Annotated in this window: 6 protein-coding genes and 1 tRNA gene (1 of these 7 running past the window's edge); 3 read left to right on the top strand and 4 right to left on the bottom strand. The window is 56.9% G+C overall.

Annotated elements, in window-relative coordinates:
* Nucleotides 1–200: 200 nt before the first annotated feature.
* Together tldD and HMPREF3107_RS12030 are read right to left on the bottom strand one after the other, a co-directional pair.
* Complete coding sequence (tldD, locus tag HMPREF3107_RS00755) at nucleotides 201–1,646, bottom strand: metalloprotease TldD (protein ID WP_070452167.1); 1,446 nt, start codon at nucleotides 1,644–1,646, stop codon at nucleotides 201–203.
* A gap of 225 nt (nucleotides 1,647–1,871) precedes the next feature.
* Nucleotides 1,872–2,045 (bottom strand): hypothetical protein, encoded by a 174-nt coding sequence (locus HMPREF3107_RS12030; protein ID WP_162817037.1) that lies wholly within the window; start codon nucleotides 2,043–2,045, stop codon nucleotides 1,872–1,874.
* Nucleotides 2,046–2,059: 14 nt separating this feature from the next.
* Between HMPREF3107_RS12030 and recG the strand changes: the two genes are divergently transcribed.
* The gene (gene recG / locus HMPREF3107_RS00750) at nucleotides 2,060–4,102 is read left to right on the top strand and encodes an ATP-dependent DNA helicase RecG (protein WP_141742793.1); all 2,043 of its coding nucleotides are present in this window, start codon (nucleotides 2,060–2,062) and stop codon (nucleotides 4,100–4,102) included.
* A 170-nt stretch (nucleotides 4,103–4,272) separates the two neighbouring features.
* On the opposite strand, the gene HMPREF3107_RS00745 is transcribed toward recG, so the two are convergent.
* Complete coding sequence (locus HMPREF3107_RS00745; RefSeq protein ID WP_070452124.1) at nucleotides 4,273–5,829, bottom strand: phospholipase D family protein; 1,557 nt, start codon at nucleotides 5,827–5,829, stop codon at nucleotides 4,273–4,275.
* A gap of 49 nt (nucleotides 5,830–5,878) precedes the next feature.
* Nucleotides 5,879–6,694 carry a squalene synthase HpnC gene (gene hpnC / locus HMPREF3107_RS00740; RefSeq protein WP_070452121.1) on the bottom strand — a complete coding sequence of 272 codons (816 nt, stop codon included), beginning with the start codon at nucleotides 6,692–6,694 and terminating at the stop codon, nucleotides 5,879–5,881.
* A 210-nt stretch (nucleotides 6,695–6,904) separates the two neighbouring features.
* On the opposite strand from hpnC, the gene pgsA reads away from it, so the two are divergent.
* Together pgsA and HMPREF3107_RS00730 are read left to right on the top strand one after the other, a co-directional pair.
* Entirely contained in the window at nucleotides 6,905–7,468 is a 564-nt protein-coding gene (gene pgsA, locus HMPREF3107_RS00735; RefSeq protein WP_070452118.1) for a CDP-diacylglycerol--glycerol-3-phosphate 3-phosphatidyltransferase, read from the top strand.
* Nucleotides 7,469–7,549: 81 nt separating this feature from the next.
* A tRNA-OTHER gene (locus HMPREF3107_RS00730) sits at nucleotides 7,550–7,579 on the top strand; it runs 52 nt beyond the window's last position.

Raw genomic sequence — 7,579 nt, 5'->3', positions numbered from 1 at the left:
TGCTGAGGAAAAGGAATTTTGCAAAGGTCTCGACTTGGGGAACCATAGCGTTGGCCAAATGGACTTGGAGCGGCCTTTCCTGGCTGTTCGCCACTGTTTCCGCTTGGTTTTAAAGTCCGTGCCGTTACACCGGCACAAACAAGAGGCCGTCTGAAAACTGTTTTTCAGACGGCCTCTTTAGATTTTCACCGACCCTTTGCCTAAGCCTCGCTGCCGCCCACGGTCAGACCGGCATCAATCCGCAAAGTAGGCTGGCCGACGCCGACCGGCACGCTCTGCCCGTCTTTGCCGCACACGCCCACGCCTTTGTCCAGCGCGCTGTCATTGCCTATCATGGAAACGTGTTTCAACACTTCCGGGCCGTTGCCGACTATGGTCGCACCTTTGACGGGATATTGCAGTTTGCCGTTTTCCACCCACCACGCTTCCGACGCGCTGAACACGAATTTGCCGCTGGTAATGTCCACCTGCCCGCCGCCGAAATTGACGGCGTAAATGCCTTTATCGAGCGAAGCGATGATTTCTTCGGGGTCGTGGCTGCCGTTTTCCATAAAGGTGTTGGTCATGCGCGGCATGGGGGCGGAGGCGTAGCTTTCGCGGCGGCCGTTGCCTGTGGATTGCACGCCCATCAGTCGGGCGTTGGTTTCGTCCTGCATATAGCCGACCAAAATGCCGTCTTCAATGAGTACTGTACGACCGGTTTCGTTGCCTTCGTCGTCGATATTGAGCGAACCGCGACGGTCGGCGATATCGCCCTGGTCAACGACGGTAACGCCTTTGGCGGCCACCCGCTGTCCGATTTTTCCGGAAAACGCGCTGGTTTGCTTGCGGTTGAAATCGCCTTCCAGGCCGTGCCCGACGGCTTCGTGCAGCAATACGCCCGGCCAGCCGCCGCCCAAAACGACTTTCATCAGCCCTGCCGGCGCGGGGCGCGCTTCGAGATTGGTCAGTGCCTGCTGCACGGCGGCGTTTACATATTCCGTTACTAATTTGTCACTGAAATAAGACAGGTCGAAACGTCCGCCGCCGCCCGCGCTGCCCATTTCGCGCCGTTCGCCCTGTTTGGCGATGACGGTAATGCTCAGACGCACCAAAGGGCGGATATCGGCGGCGTGGCGGCCGTCCAAACGGGCGATGTAAATCAGGTCGTATTCGCAGGTCAGCCCCGCCATCACCTGCACGATGCGCGGATCGGCCGCCTTGGCCAACTCTTCCACGCAGTGAAGCAGGGCGACTTTGGCGGCGGAATCCAGGCTGTGTATCGGATTGGCGGTTTGGTGCACCGCTTTGCCGTATTTTTCAGACGGCGTTCTGATGTGCGCCTCACGTCCGGCCGCGCCGATGACGCGCACGGTTTCGGCGGAACGGCGGATACTGTCGGCGTTCAGGCTGTCGGCGTAGGCAAAGGCGGTTTTCTCGCCCGACACCGCGCGCACGCCCACGCCCTGGTCGATTTGGAAACTGCCCGATTTGACCATGCCTTCCTCCAAGTGCCAGCTTTCGAAGGCGGTGCGCTGGCAGTAGATGTCGGCATAATCGACGTGGTGCGCGCCGATGGCGGACAGGCTGCGGGAAAGGTCTTCAGGCGACAGGCCGTTGGCGGCGAGCAGGTCGCGGCGGACGGTTTGTGAAATATCGTTGTGCATTTTTTGATAACGGTTTGCGGTACGAAAGGGGCGGATTATACGCGAAACGGCTTTTTTCCGATACGCGGATACTGCTCCCATTATATTTCATTAAATTTTATTCTTTTTAAAATCATATTATTATGCATATATCAAAAATATTCTTAAAATAAATCTTGATAATTGTTATCATTACTCTATAATACCCATACCGACTAAGTGGTCGGGTCATTAAACACCTGCATTTCAGTTATCCCAATCAATCCGTTTCATGGAGACTTCATATACGATATAGGCCTTTTCATCGATACTCAAAAACCGAACCAACGCACGAACCCGCAGCCCGAAACTGCGGGTTCGTGCATTGAGGCCGTCTGAAAAAACATTTTCAGACGGCCTTTCGGCTAAAATACGCGCCATTAAAGGACAAAGCCATGATGACGCCCGAAACTCAGAAACAGCTCAAAATCACCGACGTTTCCGCCAAGAAGCTCGACAAACTCAACCTCAACACCGCATGGGATTTGGTTTTGCATTTGCCGCTGCGTTACGAGGACGAGACGCACATCATGCCGATTAAGGACGCGCCGATCGGCGTGCCGTGTCAGGTCGAGGGCGAGGTCATCCATCAGGAAGTCACGTTCAAACCGCGCAAGCAGCTGATTGTCCAAATCGCCGACGGTTCCGGCAGCGTCCTTTTTCTGCGCTTCATCCACTTTTACGCCAGCCATCAGAAACAGATGGCGGCCGGCAAACGCATCCGCGCCGTGGGCGAAATCAAACACGGGTTTTACGGCGACGAGATGATTCATCCCAAAATCCGCGATGCCGAGAGCAGCGGTTTGGCGGAAAGCCTCACGCCGATTTATCCGACCGTAAACGGCTTGAACCAGCCCACTTTGCGCCGCATCATTCAGACGGCGTTGGACGTTACGCCGCTGCACGACACGCTGCCCGATGCCTTATTGGGTCGTCTGAAACTGCCGCACCTCGCCGAAAGCCTGCGCCTTTTGCATTCGCCGCCGCCGAGCTTCACCATCCACCAGCTTTCCGACGGCGCGCTCCCCGCATGGCAGCGGCTCAAATTCGACGAACTTTTGGCGCAACAGCTTTCCATGCGGCTGGCGCGGCAGAAGCGCGTCAGCGGCACGGCAGCGGCATTGGGCGGCGACGGCACATTGACCCAAGCCCTGCGCCACGCCTTACCGTTTGCTCTGACCGATGCACAAGAAAGGGTCGTGTCTGAAATCCGCCGCGACATGGCGCAAACCCACCCCATGCACCGCCTGCTGCAAGGCGATGTCGGCAGCGGCAAAACCATCGTCGCCGCCTTGTCCGCGCTGACCGCCATCGAATCCGGCGCGCAGGCGGCCGTGATGGCGCCGACCGAAATCCTTGCCGAACAGCATTTCATCAAGTTCAAACAATGGCTTGAGCCGTTGGGTCTCGAAGTCGTCTGGCTTTCCGGCAGCCAGCGCAAAAAAGCCAAAGACGAAGCCAAAGCCAAACTCGCCGACGCCACCGTCAAAATTGCCGTCGGCACGCACGCCCTGTTTTCAGACGACGTCGAGTTTCAAAATCTCGGTTTGGTGATTGTGGACGAGCAACACCGCTTCGGCGTCGCCCAACGCCTCGCCCTCAAAAACAAAGGGCGCGACGTCCACCAGCTGATGATGTCCGCCACCCCCATCCCGCGCACGCTCGCCATGAGTTTTTTCGCCGACTTGGACGTGTCCGTCATCGACGAATTGCCGCCCGGGCGCACCCCGATTAAAACCCGCCTCGTCAACAACGTCCGCCGCGCCGAAGTCGAAGGCTTCGTCCTCAACATCTGCCGCAAAGGGCAGCAGGCATACTGGGTCTGCCCGCTGATTGAAGAAAGCGAAACCCTGCAACTGCAAACCGCCACCGAAACCCTCGAGCAGCTTCAGGCAGCCTTGCCCGAACTCAACATCGGCTTGGTACACGGGCGCATGAAGGCCGCCGAAAAAGCCGAAGTCATGGCGGAATTTGCCGCAGGTCGTCTGAACGTCTTGGTCGCCACTACCGTCATCGAAGTCGGCGTAGATGTGCCCAACGCCGCCCTGATGGTCATCGAACACGCCGAGCGCATGGGCTTAGCGCAGCTGCACCAATTACGCGGACGGGTAGGGCGCGGCGCGGCAGAAAGCGTGTGCGTCCTCCTGTTTGCCGAACCCTTGAGCGAACTCGCCAAAGCGCGGCTGAAAGTCATCTACGAACACACCGACGGCTTCGAAATCGCCCGCCAAGACCTCAACATCCGCGGCCCCGGCGAATTTCTCGGTGCGCGCCAAAGCGGCGTCCCCATGCTGCGCTTCGCCAATCTCGAAGAAGACCTGCACCTCTTGGAACAAGCGCGCGAAATCGCCCCCTTGCTGATTGAACAAAACCCCGAAATCGTCGAGGCGCATCTGGCAAGATGGCTTGCCAGCAGGGAAGGGTATTTGGGCGTGTGAGGCCGTCTGAAAATATATTCATTTAATTTTTTCAACGGCATAAAATCCTTTCATGCCGATTTGCATCGAACGCATAGCCGTCCGGCATGACTGATGCCGTGCATCCGCCCCGTAATTTGAAGGCCGTCTGAAAGCGGCAAACTTTCAGACGGTCTTTATGTGCCTCATCCTTACAATAATTTTTCAATCGGCAATATCGAAAAAATATTGGAAATAATCCGCTTCCAAATCCCGGCGTCGGGCTCGTTTTTCAACAACACGTCGGGCCGGTCCGGGTCTTGCCAGCGCAGGCGTTTGCGCTGTTTGTCCATCACCACCTTGTAGGCGTATTGCGGCGTGATTTTTTCCAGCTCCTGCCGCATGTCGCCGGCGATTTCGGCATGGTCGATAACCATGCCCATTTCAGTGTTCAAACGGGCGGAACGGGGGTCGAAGTTGAGCGAACCGATAAACACCCGCTTGCCGTCCACCACAAAGGTTTTGGCGTGCAGGCTGGTGGCCGAACTGCCGGTCAGGCCTTTGTCCCTAATCTTGGGCGGGGCGAAATCCGGTTTGACTTCATACAGTTCGACGCCCGCATTCAGCAGGTCTTTGCGGTAACGCGCATAGCCCGAATGCACGGCGGCCACGTCGGTGGCGCGCAGGGAGTTGGTTAAAACCGTTACCTTCACATTATTGGCCGTCAAATCGCGCAAGGCCGCCATCCCCCATTTGCTGGGTACAAAATAAGGCGACACGATAAAGACATCTTTCTCCGGCTTGCCCAAAGCCTCGAGCAGGCTGTCGGCAATCGCGGGAAGCTCCTTATCGCGCGCCAGCCCTTTGGCGGGATCGTCGCTGATGAGGCGCGCATCGGCGTACTGCCACGGCACATTGCCTTCGGATATGGCGGCGGCCAACGGCGAAGCGGCAAGCTCGTCGAGGTAGCTGGCACGGATTTCCGCATCGTCGCGGCGAGAGCGGTGCAGTTTCAGACGGCCTTTTTCGGCATCTGCCCGCGGCGCGATGCTGAAAAACGGATAGCTGGAGCCGCTGGCCCAATAACGGTCGAAATCGCGCGAAACGTCTTCCGCCACCTCGCCTTTGGCCAGCACGTCCAAATCGGCAAAACCGATGTCGGTGGTTACATTGAAATATTCGTCGCCGATATTGCGGCCGCCGACAATGGTGTATTGATTGTCGGCCGTCAGCGATTTATTGTGCATCCTGCGGTTGAGGCGGGGGAAATCGGTCAGATAGCCCAATGCGCGGACTTTGCGGTGGGGAAACGGATTGAACAGGCGGATTTCGATGTTGTCTTCGGCATCCAATGCCGCCAGCACGTCATCCATACCGCGCGTATTATTGTCGTCGAGCAGCAGGCGCACGCGGACACCTCTTTGGGCGGCGCGTTGCAGCATTTGGAACAGCATTTTGCCCGATACATCGTCATGCCAGATGTAATAGGCAATATCGAGCGAACGGTCGGCATGCTCAATCAGCATGGCACGGGCGACAAAAGCATCACGCGGGTCGGCCAACAAATAAACACCGCTCTGCCCCGTCTGTTTTTCAGACGGCCTCTCGGACGGCAGCGCGGCTTCCAAACGCGGCGCGCTGTCCGTATCGATATAGCCGGAAACGGTACGGTCGGCCAAATCCGGCAAACCCGCACAGGCCGACAGCAGCAACGCCGCGGCAGCCACCAAGCACCCGGACGGCAAACGCCGCGCCGGTATTTTCCACATTCGGTTCAAAATCTCGCCTTAATTTTTACAGGATTCGTTTTCAGACGGCCTACTTTTTAAGGAAGGCGCGTTTTACAATCAGCCACCAGTCTTTCTTACCCAACACCGGCCGCTGCTCGAAAACGTTGTAACGACAGCCGTCGAGCTTCTGCAAAATAATCTGCCCGCCGACCACAATCATCCGCAATTCGAAACCGATACGCCCTTTCAACGTCCGGCCCAAAGGCGCACCAGCCTTGAGCATCTTAAACGCCCGCCCGCATTGATACGCCATCAGCCGCTGAAAGGCAAAATCCGCCCTACCCTCCGCAATCTGCGCTTCAGTAACGCCGAATTTGGCCAAATCGTCCTGCGGGATATAGACCCTGCCCTTGCGCCAATCCACCGCCACATCCTGCCAAAAATTAATCAACTGCAACGCCGTACAAATACCATCGCTCCGCGCCAGGCTGCGGGTATCCGTTTCACCGTAAAGCTGCAACAAAATCCGCCCCACCGGATTGGCCGAACGGCGGCAATAATCCGCCAGCTCGGCAAAATTCTGATAACGCGTTTTCACCACATCCTGGGCAAAAGCCGACAACAAATCGTAAAACGGCTGCAAATCCAAACCGAACGGCAACACCGCCTCCTCATACAAACGGCGCATCAAGGCCGTCTGCGGCATCCCGCCCGTTCCGATAAGATCAAGCTCAGCGCGCAAAGCCGCCAAAGCCGCCAAACGCGCATCATTGTCCGCATCGCCCTCGTCGGCAACATCGTCCGCATAGCGGGCAAACGCATAAACCGCATGAACCGGCTTGCGGAGGCGGCGCGGCAGCATAATCGAGCCGACCGGAAAATTTTCATAATGATTGACAGACATGTGTGTATCCTAATAAACCAAACCGCACCTTTCAGACGGCCTGTCCAAACGGCGCAACATTCTAAAACAAAGCCTTCCCCATGAAAACCGAAGCGGCCGTCAAATCCGCTATAATGCCCCCGCCCCCTTTCAGACGGCCTCAAGGCCGTCTGAAAACCACACAGCAAACCACTCCTTTAAAAACAACAAACCCGCCGGAAAGAAATACCCATGCCGTGGAACATACCAATCTTGCTCACCTGGATGCGCGTTCTGCTGATTCCCGTCTTCACCCTGCTGTTCTACCTGCCCAAAGGCTGGCTAGACCCCCAAACCGTCAACTGGACGGCCGTATTCATCTTCGCCGCCGCCGCCGTAACTGACTGGTTTGACGGCTTTCTCGCCCGCCGCTGGAAACAGACTTCCGACTTCGGCGCCTTTCTCGACCCCGTTGCCGACAAACTCATGGTGGCCGTCGCCCTCATCCTGCTGGTCAGCCTGCACCGGACCCACGCCATCTTCGCCATGATCATCATCGGCCGCGAAATCACCATCTCCGCACTGCGCGAATGGATGGCGCAAATGGGCAAACGCGGCAGCGTGGCCGTTGCCCAAATCGGCAAATTGAAAACCACCGCCCAAATGGCCGCCATCATGCTGCTGCTGGCAGGCATGACCGACTACCACGGCCTGAATTTTATTTTTATCGGCAACATATTGATGACACTCGCCGCCGTCCTAACCATCTGGTCGATGTTCTACTACTTAAAAATGGCTTGGCGCGAGTTTAAATAAATTCCGACACAATGCTTGACAGCCTTAAAGAAGCCGCTATAATGGCGGCTTCTTTGCTTCCGGCAAAGAGACTTCCGAAATGCGGGAATAGCTCAGTTGGTAGAGCGCAAC

It is taken from the genome of Neisseria sp. HMSC31F04 (assembly GCF_001807735.1).
GTDB classification, from domain to species: Bacteria; Pseudomonadota; Gammaproteobacteria; order Burkholderiales; family Neisseriaceae; genus Neisseria; species Neisseria elongata.
This window is presented reverse-complemented; position numbering and strand designations above follow the sequence as displayed.

Excerpts from the sequence above, each read along its gene's own strand:
- tldD (WP_070452167.1), bottom strand. The coding sequence starts at position 1,646 with ATGCACAACGATATTTCACAAACCGTCCGCCGCGACCTGCTCGCCGCC.
- HMPREF3107_RS12030 (WP_162817037.1), bottom strand. The coding sequence starts at position 2,045 with ATGGCGCGTATTTTAGCCGAAAGGCCGTCTGAAAATGTTTTTTCAGAC.
- recG (WP_141742793.1), top strand. The coding sequence starts at position 2,060 with ATGATGACGCCCGAAACTCAGAAACAGCTCAAAATCACCGACGTTTCC.
- HMPREF3107_RS00745 (WP_070452124.1), bottom strand. The coding sequence starts at position 5,829 with ATGTGGAAAATACCGGCGCGGCGTTTGCCGTCCGGGTGCTTGGTGGCT.
- hpnC (WP_070452121.1), bottom strand. The coding sequence starts at position 6,694 with ATGTCTGTCAATCATTATGAAAATTTTCCGGTCGGCTCGATTATGCTG.
- pgsA (WP_070452118.1), top strand. The coding sequence starts at position 6,905 with ATGCCGTGGAACATACCAATCTTGCTCACCTGGATGCGCGTTCTGCTG.